At 67.1% G+C, this 25,527-nt stretch carries 22 protein-coding genes; 13 read left to right on the top strand and 9 right to left on the bottom strand.

All coding sequences use genetic code 11. The features are described 5' to 3' along the window. Both WFK98_RS09925 and WFK98_RS09920 read left to right on the top strand, forming a co-directional pair. Positions 1–972, top strand: a complete 972-nt coding sequence (locus tag WFK98_RS09925) for a threonine ammonia-lyase (RefSeq protein WP_336800094.1) — start codon at positions 1–3, stop codon at positions 970–972. A 107-nt stretch (positions 973–1,079) separates the two neighbouring features. Then, positions 1,080–2,267, top strand: coding sequence for an MFS transporter (locus tag WFK98_RS09920; protein ID WP_336800093.1), 1,188 nt, complete (start codon positions 1,080–1,082; stop codon positions 2,265–2,267). Here the strand turns inward: WFK98_RS09920 and dgcA are convergent. Both dgcA and dgcN read right to left on the bottom strand, forming a co-directional pair. Continuing rightward, positions 2,236–3,219: an N-acetyl-D-Glu racemase DgcA gene (dgcA, locus tag WFK98_RS09915; RefSeq protein ID WP_336800092.1), complete on the bottom strand. Its 984-nt coding sequence runs from the start codon at positions 3,217–3,219 to the stop codon at positions 2,236–2,238. The two genes, WFK98_RS09920 and dgcA, sit on opposite strands and share 32 nt — an antisense overlap. Beyond that, on the bottom strand, positions 3,216–4,229 hold the full coding sequence (gene dgcN / locus WFK98_RS09910; RefSeq protein ID WP_336800091.1) for an N-acetyltransferase DgcN: 1,014 nt from the start codon (positions 4,227–4,229) through the stop codon (positions 3,216–3,218). Before dgcN ends, dgcA begins: the two co-directional genes overlap by 4 nt. A 150-nt stretch (positions 4,230–4,379) precedes the next feature. On the opposite strand from dgcN, the gene WFK98_RS09905 reads away from it, so the two are divergent. The 4 genes from WFK98_RS09905 to WFK98_RS09890 are packed head-to-tail and all read left to right on the top strand — an operon-like array spanning position 4,380 to position 8,320. Next, entirely contained in the window at positions 4,380–5,516 is a 1,137-nt protein-coding gene (locus WFK98_RS09905; RefSeq protein WP_266337839.1) for an ABC transporter permease, read from the top strand. A 1-nt stretch (position 5,517) separates the two neighbouring features. After that, the gene (locus WFK98_RS09900) at positions 5,518–6,312 is read left to right on the top strand and encodes an ABC transporter ATP-binding protein (protein WP_266337838.1); all 795 of its coding nucleotides are present in this window, start codon (positions 5,518–5,520) and stop codon (positions 6,310–6,312) included. Continuing rightward, positions 6,312–7,682: an MlaD family protein gene (locus WFK98_RS09895; RefSeq protein WP_336800090.1), complete on the top strand. Its 1,371-nt coding sequence runs from the start codon at positions 6,312–6,314 to the stop codon at positions 7,680–7,682. The genes WFK98_RS09900 and WFK98_RS09895 overlap by 1 nt, the downstream gene beginning before the upstream one ends. Before the next feature lie 23 nt (positions 7,683–7,705). Beyond that, positions 7,706–8,320, top strand: coding sequence for an ABC-type transport auxiliary lipoprotein family protein (locus WFK98_RS09890; protein ID WP_266337836.1), 615 nt, complete (start codon positions 7,706–7,708; stop codon positions 8,318–8,320). Between the two features lie 252 nt (positions 8,321–8,572). On the opposite strand, the gene WFK98_RS09885 is transcribed toward WFK98_RS09890, so the two are convergent. From WFK98_RS09885 to parE, 3 genes are all read right to left on the bottom strand, one after another. Then, on the bottom strand, positions 8,573–10,060 hold the full coding sequence (locus WFK98_RS09885; RefSeq protein ID WP_266337835.1) for a DEAD/DEAH box helicase: 1,488 nt from the start codon (positions 10,058–10,060) through the stop codon (positions 8,573–8,575). Positions 10,061–10,206: 146 nt separating this feature from the next. Next, positions 10,207–10,647 (bottom strand): hypothetical protein, encoded by a 441-nt coding sequence (locus WFK98_RS09880; RefSeq protein ID WP_336800089.1) that lies wholly within the window; start codon positions 10,645–10,647, stop codon positions 10,207–10,209. A gap of 100 nt (positions 10,648–10,747) precedes the next feature. After that, positions 10,748–12,796, bottom strand: a complete 2,049-nt coding sequence (parE, locus tag WFK98_RS09875) for a DNA topoisomerase IV subunit B (RefSeq protein WP_336800088.1) — start codon at positions 12,794–12,796, stop codon at positions 10,748–10,750. 560 nt (positions 12,797–13,356) lie between these two features. On the opposite strand from parE, the gene WFK98_RS09870 reads away from it, so the two are divergent. From WFK98_RS09870 to WFK98_RS09855, 4 genes are all read left to right on the top strand, one after another. Beyond that, the gene (locus WFK98_RS09870; protein WP_336800087.1) at positions 13,357–14,181 is read left to right on the top strand and encodes a tetratricopeptide repeat protein; all 825 of its coding nucleotides are present in this window, start codon (positions 13,357–13,359) and stop codon (positions 14,179–14,181) included. 282 nt (positions 14,182–14,463) lie between these two features. Beyond that, positions 14,464–16,599 (top strand): OmpA family protein, encoded by a 2,136-nt coding sequence (locus tag WFK98_RS09865; RefSeq protein WP_336800086.1) that lies wholly within the window; start codon positions 14,464–14,466, stop codon positions 16,597–16,599. Positions 16,600–16,609: 10 nt separating this feature from the next. Further along, the gene (locus WFK98_RS09860) at positions 16,610–16,747 is read left to right on the top strand and encodes a hypothetical protein (protein WP_266337830.1); all 138 of its coding nucleotides are present in this window, start codon (positions 16,610–16,612) and stop codon (positions 16,745–16,747) included. Further along, on the top strand, positions 16,744–17,637 hold the full coding sequence (locus tag WFK98_RS09855) for a hypothetical protein (protein ID WP_336800085.1): 894 nt from the start codon (positions 16,744–16,746) through the stop codon (positions 17,635–17,637). The genes WFK98_RS09860 and WFK98_RS09855 overlap by 4 nt, the downstream gene beginning before the upstream one ends. A gap of 119 nt (positions 17,638–17,756) precedes the next feature. On the opposite strand, the gene WFK98_RS09850 is transcribed toward WFK98_RS09855, so the two are convergent. Further along, entirely contained in the window at positions 17,757–19,883 is a 2,127-nt protein-coding gene (locus WFK98_RS09850; RefSeq protein ID WP_336800084.1) for a lytic transglycosylase domain-containing protein, read from the bottom strand. A 325-nt stretch (positions 19,884–20,208) separates the two neighbouring features. On the opposite strand from WFK98_RS09850, the gene dapA reads away from it, so the two are divergent. Beyond that, positions 20,209–21,084, top strand: a complete 876-nt coding sequence (gene dapA, locus WFK98_RS09845) for a 4-hydroxy-tetrahydrodipicolinate synthase (protein ID WP_266337827.1) — start codon at positions 20,209–20,211, stop codon at positions 21,082–21,084. 12 nt (positions 21,085–21,096) lie between these two features. Continuing rightward, positions 21,097–21,573 (top strand): SsrA-binding protein SmpB, encoded by a 477-nt coding sequence (smpB, locus tag WFK98_RS09840; RefSeq protein ID WP_266337826.1) that lies wholly within the window; start codon positions 21,097–21,099, stop codon positions 21,571–21,573. A 191-nt stretch (positions 21,574–21,764) separates the two neighbouring features. On the opposite strand, the gene WFK98_RS09835 is transcribed toward smpB, so the two are convergent. From WFK98_RS09835 to WFK98_RS09825, 3 genes are all read right to left on the bottom strand, one after another. Then, positions 21,765–22,970 carry a porin gene (locus WFK98_RS09835; RefSeq protein WP_266337825.1) on the bottom strand — a complete coding sequence of 402 codons (1,206 nt, stop codon included), beginning with the start codon at positions 22,968–22,970 and terminating at the stop codon, positions 21,765–21,767. A gap of 574 nt (positions 22,971–23,544) precedes the next feature. Beyond that, positions 23,545–24,195, bottom strand: coding sequence for a uracil-DNA glycosylase (locus WFK98_RS09830; protein ID WP_336800083.1), 651 nt, complete (start codon positions 24,193–24,195; stop codon positions 23,545–23,547). An 8-nt stretch (positions 24,196–24,203) separates the two neighbouring features. Continuing rightward, the gene (locus WFK98_RS09825; RefSeq protein ID WP_266337823.1) at positions 24,204–24,806 is read right to left on the bottom strand and encodes a LabA-like NYN domain-containing protein; all 603 of its coding nucleotides are present in this window, start codon (positions 24,804–24,806) and stop codon (positions 24,204–24,206) included. A gap of 259 nt (positions 24,807–25,065) precedes the next feature. Between WFK98_RS09825 and rpoZ the strand changes: the two genes are divergently transcribed. Further along, positions 25,066–25,440, top strand: a complete 375-nt coding sequence (gene rpoZ / locus WFK98_RS09820) for a DNA-directed RNA polymerase subunit omega (RefSeq protein WP_266337822.1) — start codon at positions 25,066–25,068, stop codon at positions 25,438–25,440. Positions 25,441–25,527 lie beyond the last annotated feature (87 nt).

Here is a 25,527-nt window from a genome sequence, read left to right as displayed (position 1 = left end):
ATGACACCCACCATCGACGATATCCGCATGGCAGCGAAGCGCATCGCCGCCGAAGCCGTCCGCACGCCGCTTCTTTCGAACGCCGCGCTCGACGAGATCACCGGCGGTCGCGTCTTCCTCAAATGCGAGAATTTGCAGCGCACCGGCTCGTTCAAGTTCCGCGGCGCCTTCAATGCCATCGCCTCGCTGAGCGATCAGGAGCGTTCGCATGGCGTCGTCGCCTCTTCCTCCGGCAACCATGCGCAGGGGCTCGCCGAGGCGGCGCGGCTGTTCCGCGTGCCGGCCACCATCGTCATGCCGGCCGACGCGCCGGCGGCGAAGCGCGACGGCACGCGCCGGCGCGGCGCCTCGATCGTCGAATACAACCGCGCCACCGACGACCGCGACGCGATGACCGCCTCGATCGTCGCCGACACCGGCGCGGAGCTGATCCACCCCTATAATGACGGCCGCGTCATCGCGGGGCAGGGCACGATCGGGTTGGAGATCGCCGAGGACCTCGCCAAGCGCGGCGAACATGCCGATATCGTCATGGTTCCCTGCGGCGGCGGCGGCATGTCGGCCGGCATCGGCCTCGCCATTTCCGTCGAGAGCCCGGAAACGGAAGTCTATCTCGCCGAGCCGGAGGGCTTCGACGACTATGGTCGCTCGCTCGCGGCGGGCGCGATCCAGCGCAATCCGCGCACCGACGGCTCGGTCTGCGACGCGCTGATGGCGCCGCAGCCGGGGGCGATCGGCTTCGCCATCAACAGCGCCACCGGCGCGCATGCGATCGCCGTCTCTGACGCCGAGGCGCTGGCCGCCGTGGCGTTTGCCTTCCGCACGCTGAAGCTCGTGGTCGAGCCGGGTGGGGCGGTGGCGCTGGCAGGCCTTCTCTCGGGGCGGATCGACGCGCGCGGAAAGACGGTGGTGATCCTGCTTTCCGGCGGCAATATCGATCCGGTGGTTCTGGAGCGCGCGCTCGCGGCGTGATAGGCACTCTCCCGCGCCGGTAGGCGCCGGTCCGCCGGCGCCCCGGTCGCGCTCCCCCAATCTTCCGCCGCGAACCCCTGCTGCGGTTTTCAGCTCCACAGGCATCCATGGTTGCCGCGCCGCGCCATTTCGGCCCCCGCATCTCGCTCTTCTACACGGGCTTCTTCGTCGTCGGCGGCCTGGTGACGCCGTTCTTTCCGGTCTGGCTCCACCTGCGCGGCCTGACGCCGGAGCAGATCGGCGTCTGCCTGGCGTTTCCGCTCGCGGCGCGCCTCGTGTTCATGCCGCTTGGCAGCGCCTTCGCCGACCGCGCGCCGAATCGCCGCTTCGCCATCATCCTGTTCGCGTTGCTCGGACTGCTGCTGTTCATCCCGGCGACGCTCGTCAGCGGCTATTGGCCGATCCTGATCCTGACCGGCCTGGCGACCGCGACGCTCGGCATGACCATGCCGGCGATCGACGCCCTGGCGCTGACCGGCGTGCGCCGCTTCGGGCTAGACTACGGCAAGATGCGGGTCTGGGGCTCGATCAGCTTCATCGTCGTCAGCCTGGTCGGCGGCGTCATCATCGGCCATTTCGGCAACGGCGTGCTTTCGCCGCTGCTGATCGGCAGCTATGTCGTCGCGACGCTTTCCGCCTTCCTGCTGCCGGTCACGCCGCCCGAGATCCGGGCGGCCGACGACGCTGCGAAGCCGGAGGTCGTCTCGGCGCGTTCGATCCTGACCAGCCGCAGCTTCCTTGTCGTCATCATCTCGGCCTCCCTGATCACCGCGACCCACGCCGTCTTCTACAGTTTCGGCACGATCCACTGGGAGAAGCTCGGCTTCACGGGCGGCGAGATCGGCCTGCTCTGGGCCTCCGGCGTCGTCGCCGAGATCGGCATGTTCGCGATTTCCGGCCGGGCGCTGCGCAAGGTAGCGCCCGAGCGGCTGATTCTGTTCGGCGCCATCGCCGCGATCGTGCGGTGGTCGCTGTTCCCGCTGGCGACCAATCTCTGGACCTCGCTGGCGCTGCAGATGCTGCACGCGCTGACTTTCGCCGCCGTTTATGCCGGCATGCAACTCGCGGTCGCGCGCGACGTGCCGGAGGAGATGACGGCCTCGGCGCAGGGCATCTGGCAGACCGGCTCCGGCCTGGCGCTGGCGCTCGCCACGCTGCTGGCGGGGCCGCTCTACGGCCATCTGGGCGCAGCGGCTTTCCCCGTGATGACGATCGCCGGCGTGGTCGCCGTGGTGGTTCTGATGCTGCCGAAGGGGCGTCGGGTCAGCCCCACAGCGCCGGAGCGGGCGGGCTGACGAGGCTTCCCTCGTAGACGAGGCCCGGCGAACGGTCGCGCGCCAGAAGCAGCGGCCCGTCCAGGTCGACGAAGGCGGCGTCCTGAGCGAGCAGCACCGCCGGCGCCATGGCGAGCGACGTGCCGACCATGCAGCCGACCATCAGCGCGAAGCCATGCGTTTCGGCGGCGGCGCGAAGGCGCAGCGCCTCGGTCAGGCCACCGGTCTTGTCGAGCTTGATGTTGATCGCGTCATAGCTGCCGGCGAGGCGGCCGAGATCGTCGGCGACATGCAGGCTCTCGTCGGCGCAGACCGGCACCGGGCGGTCGGCATGGTGCAGCAGTTCGTCGCCGCCGGCCGGCAGCGGTTGTTCGATCAATTCGACACCGGCCGCCACGCAGGCGCCCATGTTGGCGTCGAAGTTTTCCGGCGACCACGCTTCGTTGGCGTCGACGATGATCCGGCTCTCCGGCGCGCCGCGCCGCACGGCGGCGATCCGCTCGCGGTCGCCGTCGCCGCCGAGCTTCACCTTGAGGAGAGGGCGGTGGGCGGCGATCCGCGCCGCCTCTTCCATGCTGTCGGGCGTTCCGAGGCTGAGCGTGTAGGCGGTGACCAGCGCGCGCGGCGCGGTGAGCCCGAGCCTTGCCGAGACCGGGACGCCGCTCGTCTTCGCCTCGAGATCCCAGAGCGCGCAATCGACGGCGTTTCGGGCGGCGCCCGGCGGCATCGCTGCGCGCAGCGCCTCGCGGTCCGGCGGGGCGGAGAAACCGTCGAGCGCCGTACGGATGCTGCCGACGACTCCGTCGATGGTCTCGCCATAGCGCGCATAGGGAACGCACTCGCCGCGCCCGGTAGCCTGCCCATCGCCGAGCGTGACGACGACGACATGGGCCTCGGTGCGGGCGCCGCGCGAGATGACGAAGCTGCCGGCGATCGGCCAGCTCTCGACTTCGACGGAGAAGGGGAAGGTCATGGTCTCGGGAAGTCCTGCGCGATGCGGTCGACGATCGGCTGCACGCCGGTGCGGATCGGGTCGACGGCGGGAATGCCATGTTCCGCCGCCGCTGCATCCAGCGCTTTGCGGGCGGCCTCGTCGTCGAGCGCCTCCGTGTTGATGGCGATGCCGACGCAGCGGATCGCCGGGTTTGTGAGCCGGCCGCAGGCGACGGTGAGGTCGATCACCTCGCGGATCGTCGGCAGCGGATGGGCGACGCCGCGCATCGTGGTGCGCGTCGGCTCGTGGCAGACGACGAAGGCGTCCGGCTGGGCGCCATGCAGCAGACCCAGCGTCACCCCGGCGAAGGAGGGGTGAAACAGCGAACCCTGTCCCTCGATCAGGTCCCAGTGGCCGGCATCGGCCGCCGGCGACAGCCATTCGACGGCGCCGGAGATGAAATCGGCGACGACGGCGTCGATCGCGACCCCGCGGCCGGAGATGAACACGCCGGTCTGGCCGGTGGCGCGGAAATCGGCGTCGAAGCCGGCGGCGCGCATGCCGCGTTCCAGGGCGAGGGCGGTGTATTTCTTGCCGACCGAGCAATCCGTGCCGACGGTGAGCAGGCGCAGCCCGTCGCGCTTCGTGCCCTTGCCGGTGGCGAAGCGCTGGGTCGAATGGCGGACGTCGTGCAGCTTGCCGCCCGAACGCTGGGCCGCGGCGCGAATCGCCGGCTGGTCGCCAAGCCGCGAATGGAGGCCGGAGGCGACGTCGAAGCCGGCGTCGAGGGCCTCGACGATCGACGCGATCCAATGCTCAGGCAGCACGCCCCCGGCATTGACGGCGCCGACGATCATCGTGCGCACGCCGGCGGCCTTCGCTTCGGCGACCGTCATGTCGGGGATTTTCGCATCGGCCTTGCAGCCGGCGAGTCGCAACTGGCCGAGGCACCATTCCGGCCGCCAGTCGACGATTCCGAGCGCCGTCTTCGCCGCCAGGGCGTCCGGAACGTCACCCAAAAACAACAGGTAGGGTGTTGCGATCTCCATCCCGTCATCCTTTCCGGCCAAGGGCTTGCCCGAGCTTCGTCGCTCGTGCGATCACCTTCGAGGTGAGGGAGCTTAGGAGGCGCCCGGCGGCGCCACAAGGGCCGCTCCCGTGCTCCGCTTCCGGAATGCAGCTTCGAACGCGGAGCGGTCGTGGCAACGGCAACAGCGGCGCAACTGGACTTCTCGGATGTCGACGGTGGGACCCGCTTGCGGGCCGTCGGCCCTTGGACCGTGCGCACCGTGGGCGACCTCGAGCCGTCGATCGACAAGGCCATCGCCGACGTGTCCGGCGCTGCCGTCCTCGATCTTTCCGGCATCGACCATATCGACACGGCCGGCGCCTGGTTGCTGACGCGCCTGCAGCGCGGCTTGAGCGCCAAGCAGAGCAGCGTTTCTGTCGAAGGCGCTTCCGAGAATGCGCAGCGCCTGCTGGAGGCGCTCAATCCGACCGAGCGCGAAGTCCCGCCGCCGCCGCCGGAAATCGGTGTCGCGCAGGAGCTGGTCGAGGCGATCGGCCGGACGATGTACTTCTCCTGGCAGGACTTCCTCGCGGGCCTCAACATCCTGGGCGGCGTCACGCGCGGCCTTGTCCGCGCGGTGGCCGACCCGGCGCGGTTCCGCCTCACCTCGATCGTCTTCCATATCGATCGCACCGGCCTGCGCGCCGTGCCGATCATCGCGCTGATGTCGCTCCTGATCGGCGCGATCATCGCGCAGCAGAGCGCCTTCCAGCTTCGCGCCTTCGGCGCCGAGATCTACGCCGTCGACCTCGTCGGCATCCTGGTCCTGCGCGAAATCGGCGTGCTCCTGACCGCGATCATGATCGCCGGCCGCTCGGGCAGCGCCATCACGGCCGAAATCGGCTCGATGAAGATGCGTGAGGAGATCGACGCGCTGAACGTCATCGGCGTCGATCCGGTCGAAGTTCTGATCATGCCGCGCATCGTGGCGCTCGTGATCGTCCTGCCGCTGCTGGTCTTCCTCGCCGATATGGCGGCGCTGTTCGGCGCGGGGCTGGTGAGCTGGGCCTATATCGGGCTGGCGCCGGAAGCCTTCATCGATCGCGTCCGCGATGCCGTGGCGCTCAACACGCTGTTCGTCGGCCTGATCAAGGCGCCGTTCATGGCGCTGATCATCGGCATCATCGCCGCTTCCGAGGGACTGAGCGTGCGCGGCAGCGCCGCCTCGCTCGGCCAGCACACGACGGCGGCCGTGGTGAAGTCGATCTTCACGGTCATACTGGTCGACGGCCTGTTCGCACTCTACTTCGCCGCGGTGAACTACTGACATGGTGCAGGCCTTGAACGACCATGGCAGCCAGAAGGAAGCCGTCATCAGCGGGCGGGGCATAACCGTCGGCTTCGGCGACCGGCTGATTCTCGAGAACCTGGATATCGACGTCTATCGCGGCGAGATCCTCGGCGTCGTCGGCGCCTCGGGCACCGGCAAGTCGGTGTTGCTGCGGACGATCCTCGGCCTGCAGGCGAAGCGCGCCGGCTCCGTCGAGATCCTCGGCACCGACTATGACGACGCCGATTCCGACACCCGCGCCTCGATCGACCGGCGGCTCGGCGTGCTGTTCCAGCAGGGGGCGCTGTTCTCGTCGCTGACCGTGCTGCAGAACATCGAATTTCCGATGCGCGAGCATCTGAAGCTGTCGCCGCGCCTGATGACTGAACTCGCCCGGGTCAAGATCGACCTGGTCGGCCTCGCGCCGGAGGCGGCCGACCGCATGCCGTCCGAGCTTTCGGGCGGCATGATCAAGCGCGCCAGCCTGGCGCGCGCGCTCGCGCTCGATCCCGACATCGTCTTCCTCGACGAGCCGACTTCCGGCCTCGATCCGATCGGCGCCGACGAATTCGATCAACTGATTGCCACGTTGCGCGATACTCTGGGGCTGACCGTGTTCATGGTGACGCATGATCTCGACAGCCTGCATACGGTCTGCGACCGAATCGCGGTATTGGGCAATCGTCATGTTCTGGTCGAGGGAACCATGCAGGATATGCTGGATTTCGACGATCCCTGGGTTCAGAAGTATTTCCGTGGCGTGCGGGCGCGTCGCGTGGAGAACGAAGCTTAATGGAAACGCGCGCCAACTATGCGACGATCGGACTGTTCACGCTGGGCGTGATCGTCGCCTGTTTCGTCTTCATCTACTGGCTGGCGCGCTATGACGAGAGCGGCATCCGCAAGCCGCTGCGCATCCTCATACCGGGTTCCGTCGCCGGCCTCGCCTCGGGCAGCCAGGTGCTGTTCAACGGCATCAAGGTCGGCGAGGTGAACACGCTCCGGATCAATGCCGAGAACCCGAACCAGGTCGAGGCGATGGTTTCGGTCGACCCGAACCAGCCGATCAAGGCCGACACCAAGGCGTCGCTGGGCATCCAGGGCCTGACGGGCCTCGCCTATATCGAGCTCAAGGGTGGCTCGGGCAACCTGCCGAACCTGCTCGACCAGCCCGGGATTCCGACGCTGCTGGCGCAGGGATCGGGCCTGCAGGACCTGATCTCGAGCGCCCAGGACCTGGTCACCAAGGTCAACCAGGCGGTCGACCGGGTGAACGGTTTCATCAATACCGCCGAGCCGTCGCTGACGACCTCGGTCAAGAACGTGCAGACCTTCACCGACGCGCTCGCCCAGAACTCCGAGGGCGTGAAGGAGTTCATGAACAATTTCGGCGACCTCTCCAAGCGGATCGGCTCGCTGTCGGAAAGCCTGGCCGGCGTCGTCGGCAAGGCCGACAAGATCATCTCGGCCATCGACCCGACCAAGGTCGCCGACACGCTCGCCAACATCGACAAGGTCACGGAAAAGCTGTCCGCCTCCTCGGACGCCTTCCCCGAGATCATCGGCAATGTACGGCAGATCTCCGAGCAGCTCGAAAAGGCGCTGGATGGCGCGCAGCAGATCATCGCCGCGATCCAGGTCGAGGCGGTCAAGAGCACGATCAACGACATCGCGACGGTCGCCCGCCGCGTCCAGAACGCCACCGTCGACGTCAACAAGATTGTCGCCGACGCCGGCAAGACCGTCTCGGACGCCAAGGACTTTGTCGCCGGCGTGAAGGCGAAGCAGGGCGACATCGACCTGATCGTCAACAACACGCGCGACATGGTGCAGAAGCTGAACGCCGCCTCGACCCGCATCGATGGCATCCTCGGCAAGGTGCAGGACCTCGTCACCGACCCGAACGGCAAGAACTTCTTCGCCGAGGCAACCGCCGCCGCAGCCGCGATCCGCAAGGTCGCCGAGGCGTTCTCCGGCAAGGCCGGCCAGATCGCCAGCAACCTCGCGAATTTCACCGGCCCGGGCCTGCGCAACGTCGATGGCCTGGTTGACCAGCTCCGCCGCACGACGACGCAGTTCGACCGGACGCTGAACTCGATCCAGAGCAATCCGCAGCGCTTCATCTTTGGCAATCCGAGCGTACAGGACTACAACCGGAAATGACGATGTCTGGGGCACGGCAAGCCATGCGTTCCGTAGGTCGATCCCTGCCGGTGGGGCTGGTATCGGCGATCCTCGCCGCGACGCTGCTTTCGGGCTGCGTCAGCAAGCTGCTGACCTCGCCGCCGCCGGTGACCTATGACCTCGCCGGGGTGGAGTCGGCGCCGTCGGTCAAGCGCCGCGCTTCGGCGCAGGTGCTGGTGCCGGAGCCGTTCGCGCTGCAGACGCTGGCGAGCCAGCGCATCGTCGTCACGCGCGGGTCGCTCGTCGCCTACTATCCGAACGCGCAGTATCCCGACACGCTGCCGCGCCTGGTGCAGAGCCGCGTTATCCAGGCCTTCGAGAAGTCGAAGGGCGTCCGGGCCATCGGCCGGCCGGGCGAGGGGTTGTCGATCGACTACCAGCTCCTGACCAATATCCGCACTTTCGCGTTCAACGTGACGCCGACGAGCCGCTCCGCCGAGATCGAGATCTTCGCGCAGATCATGAACGACCGCACAGGCAAGGTGGTCGAGGCGAAGCTGTTCACGGCTTCTGTGCCGGTCGCCGAGGATTCGGCCCCGGCCGCCGTTGCCGGCCTCAATGCCGGACTGGACCAGATCCTGGGCGAAATGGTCGCCTGGGCCGTCCCCCGCCTCTAGGCTTCTTCGCAATCCGTCGCCGGCGCGCGAAAACGCGCGACCGGTTGAGGCTGCGCCCCTGGCGGGCGCGCGGCGTCGCTTTCGCGCGCCTGGAGGCCGGGCGCTCGCGCGTCGATCCGATGATTTGTTCAGGTTTGGGAGAGGTGGCCGCCATCGGCCGGTGTGGCGGGGCGCCGATAGGCGCGCTCCGCACAGGCCATGCCGCTCGAGGCGGCGACATGGCGGGATGCCGCTTGCGGCATCCGCATCCGATCAGGACGAGGAAGAGGACGGGATACGCACCGGGCGCAGCAGGAACTGCGGCACGTGATCGCCGAGGCCGATGACCTTGTCGTCCGGCTCGTTGCGGTCACGGCGATCCTGGCGGGCAGGGCGGTCGCGGTCGCGGCGGGGCGCATCCTGCTGGCGGCGTGGCGCCGGCTCGGCCTTCGGCTGCCGGACCTCGGCCTCGACCGGCTCGGCGGCGACGGGCGCGCTCTCGGCGGCTTCGTCGGCAACCTTTTCCGGCTTGCGGCCCGAGCGCGGGGCGCGCGGCTTGCGCTCGCCGCCACGCGACGTCTCGTCGCCCTTGCTGCCGCGGCCACGGCGGGCGGCGGGAGCGGAATCGTCTGCCGTCGCCGGCTCGCCGATCCACTCGACGCCATCGCCGGTCAGCTTCTCGATCGCGGCCAGATACTTCTGGTCGGAAGGGGCAACCAGCGTGAAAGCGGCACCGGAGCGGCCGGCGCGGCCAGTGCGGCCGATGCGGTGGACATAGTCGTCCGCATGGGTCGGGATATCGTAGTTGAAGACGTGGCTGACATCCGGGATATCGAGGCCGCGCGCCGCGACGTCGCTGGCGACCAGCAGCGTCAGGCGGTTGTTCTTGAACGCGTCCAGCGTCGCCATGCGGGCCCGCTGGTCCATGTCGCCATGCAGCGCGCCGACGGAGAAGCCGTGCTTCTCGAGCGAGCGGGCGAGGATCGCGACGTCACGCTTGCGGTTGCAGAAGATGATCGCGTTCTTGAGGTCGACGGCGCCGCGGATCAGCTCGCGCAGCGTCTCGCGCTTGTCGAAGGATTCGCGCCCCGTGTGGACGAAGCGCTGCGTCACCGTCTTGGCCGTGGTGGCGGGCTTGGCGACCTCGATGCGGACCGGGTTCGACAGGAAGGTGTCGGCGAGGCGCTGGATTTCAGACGGCATGGTGGCCGAGAAGAACAGCGTCTGGCGCGTGAACGGGATCAGCTTGGCGATGCGCTCGATATCGGGGATGAAGCCCATGTCCAGCATGCGGTCGGCTTCGTCGATCACCAGGATCTCGACGCCGGTCATCAGCAGCTTGCCGCGCTCGCAATGGTCGAGCAGGCGGCCGGGGGTGGCGATCAGGACGTCGACGCCGCGATCCAGTTTCTTTTCCTGGTCGCCGAACGAAACGCCGCCGATCAGCAGGGCGACGTTCAGCTTGTGGTTCTGACCGTACTTGTTGAAGTTTTCCTCGACCTGCGCTGCCAGTTCGCGGGTCGGCTCGAGGATCAGCGTGCGGGGCATGCGCGCACGGGCGCGGCCCTGCTCCAGCAACGTGATCATCGGCAGCGTGAAGGATGCCGTCTTGCCCGTGCCGGTCTGGGCGATGCCCAGGACGTCGCGCCGCGAAAGCACATGCGGGATGGCTTCGGCCTGGATCGGCGTCGGCGTGGTGTATCCGCTTGCCTCAACGGCAGCCAACACTTTGGGGCTCAGTCCGAGCGTAGAGAAGGTCATGTTTTGAAAAGGGGCCCAAAGCCCGACGGGACGGCAAGAAGCCCGTCACCATCGATGAAAGATGCACGCAAATACGAGCTTTTGCATGGACTTGTCAATTGTTTCGCGACGAATGGCCGAATCCTGCCGTCGCTGAGGCCCGGTTTCTAGTTGCTCGCGGGGCCGAAACGGTAGCTCTCGTCGTCGCCGATGAAGAGTTCGTAGCTCTCCTTGGCGCCGCTCGCCGCCGGATCCAGCAACTCCAGGAAGATGCTGAGGCCGTCAGCATCCGTCTCGATGACGAAATCGCCGATATTGCGTTTGAGGTCGGCCATCTCCTTGATGTCGACATTGCGCGCGACCGTGACGGCGCCGTCGGCGCCGCGCTCCAGCCACTGGACGAAAAGCCGCGCCGTCGGCTCGGGGCCGCTCCGCAGAACGACAACCCGATAGAAGCCCTTGTGGCCGTCCTTCTCCCAGGCGCCGACCGTGCGCACGTCCTGCACTGAGGGCGCGAGCTGCGAAATGCTGTCCTCGACCGTGTCGGCGCGTAGCGGTGCGACGGCGGCCGCGGTCAGGATGCAGGCGGCGAGAAGCGTGCGGATCATCGGAGAACCTCCCTGGGATGCGCCCCCGCCGTGGCGGGATCGCAAGGCATGGAGCCAGGCTCCATCGACCGGTCAATCTGCCGAGCGGCGGCGCGGCCGCTCAGATGTCGAGTTCCTTGGCGAAGACCGCGCGCTCCTGGATGAAGCGGAAGCGCTCTTCCGGCTTGTTGCCCATCAGTTGCTCGACGACATCCTGCGTAAGCGCGATCTCGCCGTCAACGATGCCGACCCTAAGCAGCGTCCGCTTGCTGGGCTCCATCGTCGTTTCCTTGAGCTGTCCGGGCAGCATCTCGCCGAGGCCCTTGAAACGGCCGATCTCGACCTTGCCCTTGGCCTTGAACTCGGTCGCCAGCAACTCTTCCTTGTGCCGGTCGTCGCGCGCATAGAGCGTCTTGCCGCCCTGGCTGATGCGGTAGAGCGGCGGCACAGCGAGGTAGAGATGGCCCTTTTCGATCAGGGCCGGCATCTCGCGATAGAAGAAGGTGATCAGCAGCGAGGCGATGTGCGCGCCGTCGACGTCGGCGTCGGTCATGATGATGACCTTGTCATAGCGCAGGTCGTCGTCGCGGTAATGGCTGCGCGCGCCGACGCCGAGCGCCTGCATCAGGTCGGCGAGCTGCTGGTTCTGCGCCATCTTCTCGCGGCCGGCATTGGCGACGTTCAGGATCTTGCCGCGCAGCGGCAGCACGGCCTGGCTGGTGCGGTTGCGTGCCTGCTTGGCGGAGCCGCCTGCGGAATCGCCCTCGACGATGAAGATCTCGCTGCCCTGCGCGGCGGTCTGGCTGCAATCGGCGAGTTTGCCGGGCAGGCGCAGCTTGCGCACCGCCGTCTTGCGGTTGACTTCCTTCTCCTGCCGGCGGCGCAGCCGCTCCTCGGCGCGCTCGATCACCCAGTCGAGCAGACGCGACGCTTCCTGCGGGGCGGCCGTCAGCCAATGGTCGAACGGATCGCCCATCGCCTTCTCGACGATGCGCGTCGCCTCGGCGGTGGAGAGCTTGTCCTTGGTCTGGCCGACGAATTCCGGCTCGCGCACGAACACCGAGAGCATCGCCGCGCAGGACGTCATCACGTCCTCGGCGGTGATCGCGGCGGCGCGCTTGTTGCCGGTCAACTCGGCATAGGACTTCAGGCCGCGCAGCAGGGCCATGCGCAGGCCCTGTTCATGCGTGCCGCCCTCGGCCGTCGGAATGGTGTTGCAATAGGAGCGGACGAAGCCGTCGCCCGGATACCAGGCGATCGCCCATTCCGCCGCGCCGTGACCGCTCGCCTTGTCGGTCCGGCCGGCGAAGATCTGGCTGGTGATCAGCTTCTCGTTGTCGAGTTCGGCCGCCAGGAAATCCTTGAGGCCGGCCGGGAAGTGGAACACCGCCGTGGGCGGGGTCGCCGCATCCGGCTTGAGCAGCTCCGGCGCGCAGGACCACCGGATCTCGACACCGCCGAACAGATAGGCTTTCGAGCGGGTCATGGCGAAGATCCGCTCGGGGCGGAAATGCGCGCCGACGCCGAAGATCTGCTCGTCCGGCTTGAAGCGGGTGCGGGTGCCGCGGCGGTTATGGACCTCGCCGACCATCTCCAGCTTCGAGGTCGCATGGCCGCGCGAGAAGGTCTGGCGGTAGAGGCGCTTGCCGCGCGCGACTTCCACTTCAAGCGATTCCGACAGCGCGTTGACGACCGAGATGCCGACGCCATGCAGGCCGCCCGAGGTCTCGTATACCTTCGAGTCGAACTTTCCGCCCGAATGCAGCGTCGTCATGATGACTTCGAGCGCGGATTTGTCCTTGAACTTCGGATGCGGGTCGACCGGGATGCCGCGGCCATTGTCGGTCACGGTGACGCTGCCATCGGCGGAGAGCTCGACGTCGATGAAGGTCGCGTGGCCGGCGACGGCCTCGTCCATCGAGTTGTCGATCACCTCGGCGAAGAGATGGTGCAGCGCCTTCTCGTCGGTGCCGCCAATATACATGCCGGGGCGGCGGCGCACCGGCTCGAGTCCTTCGAGAACCTCGATGTCGGCGGCCGAATAGCTGGTTTCGGAGGGCGGCGCGGGCGCGGCGGCGCGCCGGGCGGCGGGGGCTTCGCGCGGTGCGGCTTCGGGCTTGATCGCTCGTGCGGTTGCACCGGATCCGAAAAGGTCGTCGGTCTCTGCCATGGTCATCCGTAACTGTGAGGTCGCTCAATGGCGCGGTCGAGGCGGCGAATCAAGATCGAATTTTGCCACGCCCCGGGACCCGGCGCGAGTGTGTTCCTCATTTGTTCGACTGGGCACCGGCTCGCCGCGATGCTTCGGCCGATGGCAGCCAAGGTGGTGAGAAGATTCGCGTTTTGCGAGTCTGGCCGGGGCCTCACGATTCCATGTTGCGGTCTGGCAACAGTCTGAAACCAACCCGCCGGCGGGGACGGCCAGCGGCCCCAATTGCCGCCTTTCAGCCATAAAGTCGAACGACCGTCCTCTTCATCCGGGGGCGGATAGGACAAACCTTGCGTATTGTCGGTAAAAATTCTCGTTGGTCTTCAAGGGCACACGTAGCTGTGATGGCGCGAATAGTAGAACGCGCCTGTATCGGCCTCGGATTCGCCCGAAACCAATTCCATATTTCGGGAAATCGAAATCTCCGCGCTGTCGCGGATCAAGCTGGGAACTTCGCTTCGACGACCCTGGCGGCCAAGCGGCCGCCGGTGGGCGCGAGCGTCAGGAATGTGTGGCGTACAATGCGAATGTGTAACGCGCTCGGCGGCGCCGCCCTCTTCTGCATCAGCGTGCTCGCCGGCCTTGGTTCTTGGTCGGGGCAGGCGCTGGCGCTCGACGCCAGGACGCTGGACCGCAACGCCTCGCCGGGCGAGGCGTTCCGCTTCGGCTTCAACGCCTACAAGCAAGGCGACAAGTCGACCGCGGTCGAGGCGCTGACTTATGCGGCCGACAAGGGCCACGCCGTCGCGCAGTGGAAGCTCGGGCGCATGTATGCCGAAGGCGACGGCCTGACCAAGGACGATATGAAGGCGTTCGAGCTGTTCAGCGAGATTGCCGACGCCCATGCCGACGACAATCCCGACGCGCCGTCCGCCCGCTTCGTGTCGAACGCCTTCGTGGCGCTCGGTTCCTACTATCGCGACGGCATTCCCAATTCTTCGATCCAGCCGGATTTCAGCCGCGCCCGGCAGATGTTCTCCTACGCCGCCTCGTATTTCGGCGACTCGGACGCCCAGCTCAACCTCGCCCGCATGTACTATGACGGCGAGGACGGCGATCGCGATCCGCGCCAGGCGGCCCGCTGGGCCAAGCTCTCGGCCGACAAGGGCAATGTCGGCGCCCAGGCGCTGCTCGGCCACATGCTGTTCGAGGGCGACGGCGTCAAGCGCCAGCCGGTCGTCGGGCTCATGTTCCTGACCATTGCCCGCGATCGCTCCGGCACCACCGATCCCTGGATCATGAAGCTGCAGGAGCAGGCCTTCTCGGTCGCGACCGAGACGGAGCGCCGCACGGCGCTTGCCATGGCCGAGGATTGGATGGGCAAGAATCCCCAGTTCGTCCAGTAGCGCCGCCGCCCGGCGCTGACATTCCGGCAACACACGCTATCTCCCTCGTCATTCCCCGGCAGCTTGCCGGGGATTAGGCGTTCGATTGCTTGCGGCGGGATCGCGAATGCGGTCTGAATCGTCTCCTGCATTCGTCTGTCGCCCCAACCGCCCAAGGGGCGGTCGGCTTGGGCGGCCGGAAGGAGAAGCTATGACGCGCAGCTCGGTTCAACGGGCCCTGGTTGGCTGGTTGTCTGGGTTGCGTCGCGCGGCTCGCTGCCGCTTTGCGGCCGGTACGTCACCATGAGCGCCTGGCGGCTCTGCTTCATCCCCGGCCTCGTCCTGGTGACCATCCTGGCGATCTCCGCGCTCGTCAGCACGGCGGGAAAGGTCGAATCGGACATCGGCGCCCGCGTCGACCAGCAGCTCGCGCTCGACGGCCAGCCCTGGGCCTCGGCAGGGATCAGCGGCCGCACCGTCACCGTCATGGGCACCTCGCCGACGCTTCTCGCCCAGCGACTGGCGGTCGAATCGGCCGAGCGCGTCTGGGGCGTCGCCCGCGTCGTCGACGGCAGCGGCATCATCCCGCTGCAGGCGCCCTACACCTGGTCGGCGACGCGCGAGCCCGACCGCCTTCACATCAGCGGTTTCGTTCCCTCGGAAGAGGCAAAGATCGCCGTGCTCGCGACCGCGAGCCGCGAACTGCCGACACTCGCCATCGAGGACGATCTCGTGCTGGCGCGCGGCCAGCCGGTCGGCTTCCTCGTGCTGACGGATTTCGCGCTCCGCCGCGTGGCGGAACTCGCCGGGGGAAGCGTGACGCTGACCGGCAACAACCTGTCGATCGATGGAACCGCGGCCGACGATGCCCGCTTCGCGTCGGCGGCGCGCGCGATCGCCGGCGGCGCGCCGGGCGGCGGCCAGTTCCGCAATGTCCGCGTTCTGCCGCCGCTCAGCCGGTCGTTCACCTGGACCGTCACCTATGACGGCAAGTCGGTCGAGCAGACCGGCTTCGTTCCGTCCGTCGCGGTGCGGCGCGATATTTCCGACGCGCTGGCGGTGGCGCTGCCCGGCGTGCCGATGATCGACCTGACGCAACTCGCCTCGGGCGGGCCGGACGGCTTCTCCTATGCGGCGGTCTTCGCCGCCTACCAGATGGCGCGGCTGAGCGCCGGCACCGTTACGATTGACGGATCGAAGCTCTCGATCGAGGGCAAGGCCAAGACCGTCGCCGATTACGAGATGGCGCTCGCCGAGATCGAGGCGCGCCGCAGCAAGCGGGCGATCGGCGTCGGTATAGGCTCGGTCGACCTGCTGCCGGCGCGGGTGGATCCGTATGTCTGGCGGGCAGACCGGACCCCGGAAGCCCTCGTGCTCACAGGCTATGTCCCGTCGCTGCAGGCGCATGACGACGTGATGGGAGCGGCGACGCGGCTTTTTCCGGATGTCGCCATCACCGACCATGTCCGGATCGCCGATGGCGACCCCAGGATGGACTGGATTGGCGCCCTCAAATACGCGCTCGAGCAACTCTCCCTGCTCGAGAAGGGCTCGGTGGCGCTGACCGGGCGCAAATACGACATCGTCGGCGAGGCGATTTCGACCTCGGCCTATTCCAGCCTGCTCGAGGCGCTGAAGAAGACGCTGCCGGCCAGCATGGAGCTTCGTCGCCAGGCGGTGTCTCCCGGAGCGGTCTCGCCCTTCGTTTTCGCGGCGGCGCGCACGCCGGAGGTGCTGACGCTGAGCGGTTACGTCCCGACCGACGAGGTGGTGCAGAAGATCATCGCGGCGGCGCGGCCGAAATTCGGCCCGGACCGGATCGAGCTGCGCCTGCTGCTCGCCGGCGGCGCGCCGGACGGTTTCGTCGACGCGGTCGATACGGCGCTGCAGGCGATCAGCCGGTTACAGGGGGGGCGCTTCGACCTGGTCGACAGCAAGCTTTCGCTTTCCGGCGTCGCGGTCTCGGAGGGCGCGCGCAACGCCATCGAGGCGACGGTGCGCGCGGATCTGCCCGACGGGTTCGAGCTGGCGCCGTCGCTGATGGTGGCCGTCGGCGGAGAGCCGCTTTCGGGTTCGGAATGCCAGGCGGCGCTCCGGACCGAGAGCGAGCGTGAGAAGGTGGATTTCGACGGCGCGACGGCGCGCATCCTGCCGAGCAGCTATGGCCTGCTCGATCGCATCGCCGCCATCATCCAGCGTTGTCCCGTGGCGACCGTCGAGATCGGCGCGCACACGGATTCCTCCGGCGGCACCCGCAAGAACCAGGCACTGAGCGTCGAGCGCGCCAATGCAGTCGTCAACCATCTGGTCGCTGACGGCGTTCGCCGCGAGCGCCTCAATCCGGTCGGCTATGGCGGCAGCCGTCCGATCGCCTCTAATTCGAAGGCGTCGGGCCGCGCGCAGAACCGCCGTATCGAATTCGGCATCGTCGGGCAGTGAGGAGGCGGGAATGGCTTATGTGATCGTCCATTACGTCCCCTTCCTCGTCGCGGCCGGCCTGCTCGGCTTCGTGATCGGCTGGTGGGCGATGGGTTCGGCGCGCCGGCGTTCGCCGGACACGGCCGGCGAGGGGGAGGCGGGCTCATGATCCTCCACGCGGCCGAAGTCTGGCTCACGCTGGCGGCCTGCTTCGTGCTCGGCGCGCTCGCCGGCTCGATCGCCCAGCGCGCCATTTCGCTGACCGCGCTCGGCCGGCCGCAGGCGCGGCTGATCCGCGGCATCGACCGCGTCATCCGCTGGCTCGAATGGCGGCTGCTGCCCTGGCGAGGCGCGGTGCCCGTGGTCCTGCCGCAGACGGTTCCCGTGCCGCCGCCCGATTTCGGCCACGTCCTGATTGATCTCGACGAACCGGCGCCCTATCGGAACGAGACCCCGCGCGCCGAAGTGGCCGAAATCGATCCGATCATGCTGCCTTCCGTCCTTCACGCGCCGGCGCCGGCTAGGCTTGAGCCGACGCGGGCCGAGGCCGCCGCATCGCCGAACCAGGCCGAGGCCATCGCGCGCGCCGATGCGGCCGGTTTCCGTCCGATCCCCCTGTACGCGCCGCGCAATGGCCGGGCCGACCCGCTTTTCCTGATCCGCGGCGTCACCAAGCGCCATGCCGCGAAGCTCGGGCAGGTCGGTGTCTTCCATTTCAGCCAGATTGCTTCCTGGACGCCGCAGGAGCTTGCCTGGATCGCCGCCTATCTCGGCGCGGGCGATGGGCCCGCCGCCAAGGACTGGGTCGGCCAGGCGGTTCATTTCGCCGGCTCGGACCTGCCGATCGAGGTGCCGGTCAAGGCGCCTGCCAAGGCCAAGGGCAAGTCCACGAGCAAGGCGAAGCGGACAGAAGGCGGCGACGCGCCGCTGCGTCGCAAGAAATCTCCGGCCCGCAGGCCGAGGCGGGCGCCTGGGAGCCGGCAGGTCAAGGCGGACGAGGCATCCACGCCGGCGCCTGAGGCCGGTACAATCGCTCCTGAAGAGGGCGCCGAATCCTAGAGCCCCTTCGGCCTGCCCGCGTGTCTGCGGGGGCTTCGTAGGCGGCTTGAAGGCGTGCGGGCACCGGCCCGCCAGTTCGACGGGCCAGGCGCCTGCAGTGTCAGGAATGCGGCGTAGGTTTAGCCGCGGCCGCCGCGATTGAGGTCGCGATTGATGACGAGGGCCGGTTCGCCCAGCCGGGCGCGATAGACCTGCAGGTTCTCCATGCAGCGCATGACGTAGTTGCGGGTCTCGGAGAACGGGATCCGCTCGATCCAGTCGACCGCGTCGACGCTCGGGTCGCGCGGGTCGCCATATTGCCGGGTCCATTGCGTCACGCGGCTGCGGCCCGCGTTATAGGCGGCGAACGACATGATGTAGGAGCCGTTGAAGCCGCCGACGAGTTCGGCCAGGTGCGCCGCGCCGATGGTGGCGTTGTAGCCGGCGTCGCTGGTCAGGCGGTCGAGCGAATAGGGCAGGCCGGCCGCCTTGGCGACTACCTTCGCCGTTGCCGGCATCAGTTGGAGCAGGCCCCGCGCGCCGGCATGGCTGACCGCGCCCGGATTGAAGGCGCTCTCCTGGCGGGCGATCGCGTAGACGATCGATTTCTCGATGCTCGTCGTCTTGACCGTCCGAGGGATGGCGGCGGTCGGGAAAGCGAGCGTTTCGACCGGCAGGCCGCGCGTATAGGCCTTCTTGCCGACCTGCAGCGCCAGCTGGTGATCGCCGCGCTTCTCGGCCATCTGGGCGAGGAGCGCTACCTCGGTCGGGTTGGTCAGCGTCTCCGCCAGGCGGACATAGAACAGGCGGGCGCGATCCGGATAGCCGGCCGCGGCCAGGCGCTGGGCCGCCTGCACCATCGGGCGGCTGTTGAAGCGCTGGCGTGTCGCGCTGTCGGAGGCCGGCGGCGACGACAGGACCAGCTGCTTCATGCCGAGCTTCGCCGAGGCGAGCTGGCCGTAGAAGGTGGTCGGATAGGCGGCGGCAAGACGGTACTGCGCCTGCGCCTCGCCCCGTTCGCCGAGCGCCTCGGCCGTGCGGCCGAGCCAGTATTCGGCGCGCGACTGGCTGAGCGGCATGGTCGACGCCTGCTGGATCGCCTGGAAATGGCGGCGGGCGACGGCGGGATTGTTCAGGAAGCGGAGCGCGTACCAGCCAGCGTGGAATTCGGCGTCGGCCTGGTTGGTGCTCGATTCCGCCGCGTGCTCGGCCGCCAGCTTGTAGGCGAGCTTGGCGTTGCCGAGGTCGAGCAATTCGCGCGAGAGCACCCGGCGCTCGATCCACCACGCGTCGGGATCGACGAGCGCGGCGCCGTCGCGCGGCGCGGTCAGCATCAGGGCCGCGGCTTCCTTGTAGTTCTCGCCGCGGCGCAGGTACTGGACCTTCGAATAGATGTAGCCCGGATCCTTCTTGAGGCGGGCGGGGACTTTCGCCAGCAGGTCGCCGGCATTCTTCGACTTGCGGATGACGGCGGCGCGGGCAGCGGCCAGCTGGCGCTGATCGCCATCCAGGAGCTTGGAGACGGCGAGGCCCTCGTCGGCATCGTTATCGTAGAGGAACTTGTCCATCCTCGCCTTGTGATCGGCCGTCGTAAGCAGCGAGCCGAACTCGGAGAGCAACGTCGCTTCCGTGCTCTGCGAGAAGGAATCCTTGCGCCATTTCGGGCGGACGAGGGCAGCGGCGTCGGCGGTGCGGCCCGCTTTCACATAGGCGCGCGCCAGCAGCAGCAGGCCTTCGTCCGAACCCGGCTGTGTGCCGCCGAAGGCCGCGATGACGGTTGCGGGGTCAGCCTTCATCCGCAGCAGCGCCTGCTCGGCGCGCCGGCGCAGCAGCGCCTGGCCCGGCCAGTCCGGCAGCTCCATCGTCACCTGGGTGATCTGCGAGACAGAGACGTCAGGGCTGCCGCTCTGCGCCACCAGCCAGGAGACGATGCTCTGGTTGGTGCGGTCGGGCATCATGCGGGCCAGCGCCTGCGCCTTGCCGATCTGGCCGCTGTCGATCAGCTTCAGCGCGGCCTCGAGGCCTAGCTGGTTGGGAGAAAAGCTCTCGACGAGGTCGTTCGCCGGCGAGGCGACGCCCGCCTTCGAGGGGCGGGAGGGCTTGGCGACCGGGGTGATGGCTGCCGTCGTGATGTCGTCGGTGGCGGCATCGCGGCTTGGATTGGAGCGCGGAACCGGGACCGACTGGGCGAGCGCGTCGCCCATGATCCCGAGACTGATCAGGGCGCATGCTGCCACCTGCGTCAGCATTCCGATGCGACGCTGCAAGCTGCGATCCGCTTTCCTGACCATGTCTTCCTCACTCGTTGTCTTTACACGCCCGCCTGCAGGAGGCATCCGGGCCGGCAAGTTTCGTCTCGATGAATGGCGTCCTTGCGCGGCGCCCGTTTCGTCAATTTCGACCTTACGGTCGCCATGGTGAACAAAGGCTTGACGCAGGCCCGGACCGCTGTTCGGGTTCTTGCCCTGCTCATGGGCAACGATTATGTTCGCCGCCCAAGCTACGGCAAAACGGAACATGTTGGACGAGGCCGCCATCGAGCATATTCGGCGCGGATTTCGGCCAATTGACGGCAAAAGGTGGAAGCGCGCGATGTTCAAGGGTTCGATCACGGCCATGGTCACCCCCATGCGGGAGGACTCGGTCGACGAGGATGCGTTGCGTTCCTTCATCGACTGGCAGATCGCCGAGGGCACGCACGGCCTCGTTCCGGTCGGCACGACCGGCGAGAGCCCGACCCTTTCGCATGCCGAGCACAAGCGTGTCGTTGAGGTGACCATCGAGGTCGCCGCCGGGCGCGTGCCGGTGATCGCCGGCGCCGGTTCCAACAACACCGCCGAGGCGATCGACCTTGCCCGCCACGCCGAGAAGGCCGGCGCGGACGCCGTGCTCGTCGTCACGCCCTACTACAACAAGCCCAACCAGGAAGGCTTGTACCAGCACTACAAGGCGATCAATGACGCCATCGGCATTCCGATCATCATCTACAACATCCCGCCGCGCTCGATCATCGACATGTCGGTGGAGACGATGGCGCGGCTGTTCGAATTGAAGAACATCGTCGGCGTCAAGGATGCGACGGCCAAGCTCGACCGCGTCAGCCTGCAGCGCCATGCCATGGGCCCGGACTTCCTGCAGCTTTCGGGCGAGGACGGCACGGCGCTCGGCTTTATGGCGCATGGGGGCCATGGCTGCATCTCGGTCGCGTCGAATGTCGCGCCGCGCCTCTGCGCCGAATTCCAGGAAGCCTGCATGGCCGGCGACTTCGCCAAGGCGCTCGCCTACCAGGACCGCCTGATGCCGCTGCACAGCGCCATCTTCGTCGAGCCGAACCCGACCGGCGTCAAGTATGCGCTGTCGCTGCTCGGCCGCATGGAGGATCGCGTTCGCCTGCCGCTCGTCGGCATTACCGAATCGACCAAGACGATCATCCGCAGCGCGATGGCGCATGCGGGGCTGGTCAACTAAGGGACTGAATCCATGAGCAGCGGCACGGGCGATCCGCGCTACCGGCTCGCCGCCGACAACCGTCGCGCCCGTTTCGACTACGAGATCGGCCAGACCTACGAGGCCGGCATCCAGTTGACCGGCACGGAGATCAAGTCGCTGCGCGGCGGGCGCAGCACGATCGGTGAATCCTATGCGGCCGAGAAGGGCGGCGAGGTCTGGCTGTTCAACGCCTATATCCCCGAATATCTCGAGGCGAACCGGTTCAACCACGAGACCCGGCGGCCGCGAAAGCTGTTGCTGCACAAGAAGGAGATCGCACGGCTGGCGCAGGCCGTGCAGCGCGAGGGCATGACCGTCGTGCCGCTCAAGATCTACTTCAACGAGAAGGGGCGGGCGAAGGTCGAGATCGCGCTCGCGCGCGGCAAGAAGCTGCACGACAAGCGCCAGAGCGAGAAGGCACGCGACTGGACCCGCGAGAAGGGCCGCCTGATGCGCGACAAGGGCTGAAGCCCTCTTTCCCTCATCGGACTGAACATTCGAAAGCCCGGCCGCCCTGCGGTCGGGCTTTTTGTCGTCGGCCTCTTGTCCGCTGGCGCGGGAGCCGCGATGCGGCCAACAAAAAGCCCCGCCGAAGCGGGGCTTTCGTGTGTCCGGCGGACAGACCCCGCCGGACACGAAATCGCCGAGGCGTCCTGGGATTACCAGTGGCGCTGCAGGAACAGGTTGGCAGTCCAGGAGTCGCCCGAATTGCTCACGCCAGCGTCCTTGACGTCGACGTCCGTGTAGAAGACGTCGGCGACCAGGTCGAGGCCCTTGACCGGGGTGTAGGCGGTGTTGAAGCCAACGCGCCATGCGTCGAGCGACACGTCGTTCAGGCTGTCGGAGCCGTCGAAGCTCGCGTAGCCGCCCGAGAGCGACGACCACAGCTGCGGGGTCCAGACGTGCTTGTACGAAGCCAGCGCGCTCCAGCTCGAGCCGGTGCCGGATGCGAAGCTGTTGTCGAAGTCGCCGATGGCGCCAGCGACCGAGGTGCCGCCGGAGATGCCGGTGAACGAGTTGGCGTTGTCGCCGTAGGCTGCCGACACGAAGAAGCGGTCGCCTGCCGAGAAGCTGTCGAGAGCGATCTCGAGACCGCCGCCGATCGCCCAGCCGTCCTGGCCCTCGAGCGTGATGTAGTCGATCGCCGAGTTCGTGTAGGCGCCGGCGACCTTCGCGCTGAAGATGCCCGAGGTATAGGTCAGGGCTGCGATGATGTCCGGGATGTTCTCGTTGCCGGCGTCGACGCCGTTGATGATGGCGTTGCCGTAGGCGCCGCGATCACGCTGGTCTTCGATCGACAGGGCCAGGCCGAAGCCGTTGACGGCGTAGGTCAGCTGGATGTGGTCGGTGGTCGAATCCGAACCGAACATGCCGGTGTCGTCATAGCCGCGGCCGAAGTCGAACAGCGAGGTGAAGTAACCAGCCTTGATCGGGCCCAGCTCGAGGTAGGCGCTGTCGACGTAAGCCGAGTTGGTCGACTCGTTGACCAGGTCGGAGAACGTGCCCGTCTCGCCGCCCTTGTTGGCCGTCTTGGCGCGCATGTCGATGAAGCCGGTCAGGTTACCGTATTCGGTGACCGACGAAGCCGTCAGCTGGATCGAGACTTCGGTGTAGAAGTTGCCCCAGTTGTTGTTCGAGCTGTTCAGGCCACCGAAGTCGCCGCCGCCGAACGAGGTGCCGAACTCGACGTAGCCGCCGACCTTGATGCAGGTGTCGGTGCCGGGGGAGTAGAAGAAGCCTGCGCCGAACGCGTCGCAGACCTTCACGTAGTCGACCGGCTCGGCGATCGTCAGATCGGCAGCCTGGGCGCCGCCGGCGAGCACGATTGCTGCGGCCGAGCCGAGCAGAAGGGACTTAAAGTTCATAACCTGACCTCTAGTTGTCAGGGGATCGGAAGGCGCCAGCCTGCCCTCGGTCCACACTGTCGCCAGCGCGCCGAACGGGCGTTTCCGGGCCTCGTTCCCCCAGCCAATGAGCTGTCCGCGACCCCCCATGGGAAACGGACAGGACTTTCTCCAAATCACTCGTCGAAAGTGAGTTGAACTTACCGATGCAGATGATTCACGTAACTCAAAAACAGCCAGATCTCCGATATGGAGTCATGATTGTAAGCTTGAGTTGCTAATTTGCGACAAGGGGCGTTTGGGGAGGTTGGAAAGCCCCGGAGGCCCGTGCGGAACCCGGCTTCGGCCGGGGTGTGAATAAGAGCCGGCTTGCGAATGATCGGACACGCAAGGGTGGTGAGGCGCCGCTTCGGACAAGCTTCGGCGGGCGCCGACGCCGGATTGCGTCGCCAGGCACGCCGGCGATGGGTCGAGCCGAAACGTCAGAAAGCTTGGATTTCCGACAGGGAAGGGGCGCGCATTTGCAGGTCAGGCCCGTGCCGTCCGTTGCCGGGTGGGCGCGATCTATGGGGCGGAGGACTAAGCGTCGGTTGCGTCAGCGCGCGTCGGAATCGAGGAATTCGCGTACGTCGGAGAAGACGTCCCGGAACATCTCCGGCGTGAGGACGCCGGTGTTCGTGTTGTAGCGCGAGCAGTGGTAGCTGTCGAAAATACTAAGTTCGCCGATGTTATGCCGCGCGCGATGCCCAAATTTATGGCGCGACATGCGTTCGCCGAGGGCAACGACGACGCTGTCATGCGCGATCTTGCCGAGGGCGATGACGGCGCGCAGCCGGGGCATCGCCGCCACCGTCGCGGTCAGGAAGGGGCGGCAGGCGCCGATCTCGCCCGTGGTCGGCTTGTTCTCCGGCGGCACGCAGCGGACGGCGTTGGTGATCGCCGTGTCGATCGGTGTCAGGCTGTCGTCCGGCCGCGCCTCGAAGACGCCGCGCGCGAAGCCGAAGTCGAGCATGGTCTGGTAGAGCAGGTCGCCGGCATAGTCGCCGGTGAAGGGCCGGCCGGTCCGGTTGGCGCCGCGAAGCCCCGGCGCCAGGCCTACGATCAGCAGCCGGCCGTCGTCGACGCCGAAGGAGGGGACGGGCGCGTTGTTCCAGCCCGGCTCCTTCGATCGCCATTCCTCGCGGAAGGCGACGAGGCGCGGGCACAGCGGGCAATCGCGCCCGGGATCGGCTGCGGAGAGCGGCACGGTCCGGCTCAGATCTCGTCCTCGAAGCCGTCGTCGAAGCCGCCGCTGACCTGCTGGCGCTCGACGCTGCGATGGGCGCGCTCGGCCGGGTCGCGGCCGATGCGGTTCTGCAGGGTGACGAGGTCGATGAAATGGTCCGCCTGCCGGCGCAGTTCGTCGGCGATCATCGGCGGTTGGGTGGCCAGCGTCGAAACGACCGAAACCTTGCGGCCCTTGCGCTGCACCGCCTCGACCAGCGAGCGGAAATCGCCGTCGCCGGAGAACAGCACGACATGGTCGACATATTCGGCCACTTCCATGACATGGACGGCCAGTTCGATATCCATGTTGCCCTTGACCTTGCGGCGGCCGGCGGCGTCGAAGAACTCCTTCGTCGGCTTGGTGACGACTGTGTAGCCGTTATAGTCGAGCCAGTCGATCAGCGGCCGGATCGACGAATATTCCTGGTCCTCCGACAGCGCCGTATAATAATAGGCGCGCATCAGGTAGCCCTTGCTCTGGAATTCGCCGAGCAGCTTCTTGTAATCGATGTCGAAGGCGAGGGACTTGGCGGTGGCGTAGAGATTTGCGCCATCGATGAACAGGGCGATCTTTTCGCGAGCGTCAAACATTTTAAAATATCCGGTCGGTGAAAATGAAATGCGGAATGCTAGGGCCCAAACGGGCCGACTCGAAGGAGGCAATTCCGCATCAATATATCGTCGTCGCCGGGTGCGTAAACAATTCGGCGTGTGCGGTTGCGGACGCCTGTTGACGGCATCCCGGGCGCGCGCTTGGGGCGAGCCGGCTGCATATTCTCTTGCAATCCATCGGCCGCGCTCTTATTCATGCGCGCTTGAACCCCAGCCTTTCCCGAACAGGAGACCTGACATGGCGCGCGTCACCGTGGAAGATTGCGTCGACAAGGTCGAGAACCGCTTTGAACTGGTGCTCCTTGCCGGCCATCGCGCTCGCATGATCGCCAGCGGCTCGCCGCTGACGGTTGCCCGCGACAACGACAAGAACCCCGTCGTTGCGCTGCGCGAGATCGCCGACGAGACCGTTCACCCCGACGATCTCAAGGAAGACCTGATCCATTCCTTGCAGAAGTATGTCGAGGTCGACGAGCCCGAGCAGGACCTGCAGCTTCTCGCCGAGGATTCGGCCGAGGAGGACAACGGCGTCGCCTTCGACCGCATGTCGGAAGAAGACCTGCTGCGCGGCCTCGAGAACATGGTCCCGCCCGACAAGCAGGACGATTTCTAAGAGCCGACGCTCCGGATCCGGCCAAAGCGCTTGTCGCTTGGCCGCGTTCGCTATCCTATATGAACGGATAGTCTTCTGGCCGGGTTC

This window comes from Kaistia sp. MMO-174 (genome assembly GCF_037147815.1).
GTDB lineage: Bacteria > Pseudomonadota > Alphaproteobacteria > Rhizobiales > Kaistiaceae > Kaistia > Kaistia nematophila.
This window is presented reverse-complemented; position numbering and strand designations above follow the sequence as displayed.

What these genes read in the sequence shown, in the direction of transcription:
- dgcA (WP_336800092.1), bottom strand. Translation starts at nt 3,219, where the DNA reads ATGACCTTCCCCTTCTCCGTCGAAGTCGAGAGCTGGCCGATCGCCGGC.
- WFK98_RS09880 (WP_336800089.1), bottom strand. Translation starts at nt 10,647, where the DNA reads ATGATCCGCACGCTTCTCGCCGCCTGCATCCTGACCGCGGCCGCCGTC.
- WFK98_RS09895 (WP_336800090.1), top strand. Translation starts at nt 6,312, where the DNA reads ATGGAAACGCGCGCCAACTATGCGACGATCGGACTGTTCACGCTGGGC.
- dgcN (WP_336800091.1), bottom strand. Translation starts at nt 4,229, where the DNA reads ATGGAGATCGCAACACCCTACCTGTTGTTTTTGGGTGACGTTCCGGAC.
- parE (WP_336800088.1), bottom strand. Translation starts at nt 12,796, where the DNA reads ATGGCAGAGACCGACGACCTTTTCGGATCCGGTGCAACCGCACGAGCG.
- smpB (WP_266337826.1), top strand. Translation starts at nt 21,097, where the DNA reads ATGAGCAGCGGCACGGGCGATCCGCGCTACCGGCTCGCCGCCGACAAC.
- WFK98_RS09865 (WP_336800086.1), top strand. Translation starts at nt 14,464, where the DNA reads ATGAGCGCCTGGCGGCTCTGCTTCATCCCCGGCCTCGTCCTGGTGACC.
- WFK98_RS09870 (WP_336800087.1), top strand. Translation starts at nt 13,357, where the DNA reads ATGCGAATGTGTAACGCGCTCGGCGGCGCCGCCCTCTTCTGCATCAGC.
- WFK98_RS09890 (WP_266337836.1), top strand. Translation starts at nt 7,706, where the DNA reads ATGCGTTCCGTAGGTCGATCCCTGCCGGTGGGGCTGGTATCGGCGATC.
- WFK98_RS09835 (WP_266337825.1), bottom strand. Translation starts at nt 22,970, where the DNA reads ATGAACTTTAAGTCCCTTCTGCTCGGCTCGGCCGCAGCAATCGTGCTC.
- WFK98_RS09825 (WP_266337823.1), bottom strand. Translation starts at nt 24,806, where the DNA reads ATGTTTGACGCTCGCGAAAAGATCGCCCTGTTCATCGATGGCGCAAAT.
- WFK98_RS09920 (WP_336800093.1), top strand. Translation starts at nt 1,080, where the DNA reads ATGGTTGCCGCGCCGCGCCATTTCGGCCCCCGCATCTCGCTCTTCTAC.
- WFK98_RS09860 (WP_266337830.1), top strand. Translation starts at nt 16,610, where the DNA reads ATGGCTTATGTGATCGTCCATTACGTCCCCTTCCTCGTCGCGGCCGGC.
- WFK98_RS09925 (WP_336800094.1), top strand. Translation starts at nt 1, where the DNA reads ATGACACCCACCATCGACGATATCCGCATGGCAGCGAAGCGCATCGCC.
- WFK98_RS09900 (WP_266337838.1), top strand. Translation starts at nt 5,518, where the DNA reads ATGGTGCAGGCCTTGAACGACCATGGCAGCCAGAAGGAAGCCGTCATC.
- WFK98_RS09855 (WP_336800085.1), top strand. Translation starts at nt 16,744, where the DNA reads ATGATCCTCCACGCGGCCGAAGTCTGGCTCACGCTGGCGGCCTGCTTC.
- dapA (WP_266337827.1), top strand. Translation starts at nt 20,209, where the DNA reads ATGTTCAAGGGTTCGATCACGGCCATGGTCACCCCCATGCGGGAGGAC.
- WFK98_RS09885 (WP_266337835.1), bottom strand. Translation starts at nt 10,060, where the DNA reads ATGACCTTCTCTACGCTCGGACTGAGCCCCAAAGTGTTGGCTGCCGTT.
- rpoZ (WP_266337822.1), top strand. Translation starts at nt 25,066, where the DNA reads ATGGCGCGCGTCACCGTGGAAGATTGCGTCGACAAGGTCGAGAACCGC.